General features: G+C 49.0%; 1 protein-coding gene. It reads right to left on the reverse strand.

Translation table 11 applies throughout. From position 1 onward, the window contains the following. On the reverse strand, positions 1-977 hold a 977-nt coding region (locus DW917_RS16530), incomplete at both ends, for an RHS repeat domain-containing protein (protein WP_305000150.1).

A 977-nucleotide genomic window follows, 5' to 3' on the forward strand; every position in this document is an offset into this window, starting at 1 on the left:
CCTATCTTGCCCGTAGCTTTCTGCAAGACACTGCGATAATTGTTTTTCGTAGCTCGAAATACAGTCTTTGCAGTTTGTGCCGTATTGACAACCTTGCTCGCGCGATAGACCTTCAATGCAGCCCCCGCACCACCTGGCAAGCCGGGGACGGCTGTTGCAGCTACATCATATATCAGGGCGGCACCGTCAACTGCCGCCGACCAATAGTTTCCTGTTGCGGCATTGGCTATGAGGCTTGTGGCATCCATTGCCACATTGGCGGCATCCCATCCTGTCTCAACAATACGACCATCCGTATCTGTGTTTCTGATAGGATTGTTCAGGCAGAAGACATAGGGACTCCAGCTGTAGTACTTCTCGCTCAGTTGGTCAACGCTTGTCCATCTGCCGAGTAGCGGCGCATGGAAGCGTGCTCCGAAGTCAAGCATTCCGAAGCCATACATGTTAACCTTCTCCTTGCCTTGGTAAGTAAAAGGCTGGGAGATATTGTTAGTGTACAGCTCCTGACAATGCTCAAAGCTTCCGCCGAAAGGATAGAAGTTGTATGTAGCTTCTACTTTACCCTTCTCGTCCTGTACGATTCTGTTGCTGTCGAGATGGTCCTTGACGTAGTAATGCCACGACAACTCGTTGCCCTTGATGTTCGCAAAACCACCGTCAAAGAAGAATTGCTGTGGTGTGCCGTTCTTGCAAATGATGTCCGTGCCCCAGTAGTCTTTGGTGATGACGCTTTGTATCTCGGGAGGAGCAAGGGAGAATGGTAAACCGACAGGCTTGGTGATGTTTGGGACAGAAGTAGTGTATGTCTCCTTCAGCTTCTCTCCATCTGAGGTATGTACATATTCGATGCTGCTTCCATTCTTGAAGTAAACAACCTTTGTATATCCAAAGTTGTCATACTCCAACTTGTTACGCCCATGACTCCAGAGTAAGCAAGCATGTTCCTTGCTTCCGCAGAAAGAGTATTGCCATTGTCG

This window comes from Prevotella sp. AM42-24 (assembly GCF_003461825.1).
In the GTDB taxonomy this organism is placed as follows: Bacteria; Bacteroidota; Bacteroidia; order Bacteroidales; family Bacteroidaceae; genus Prevotella; species Prevotella hominis.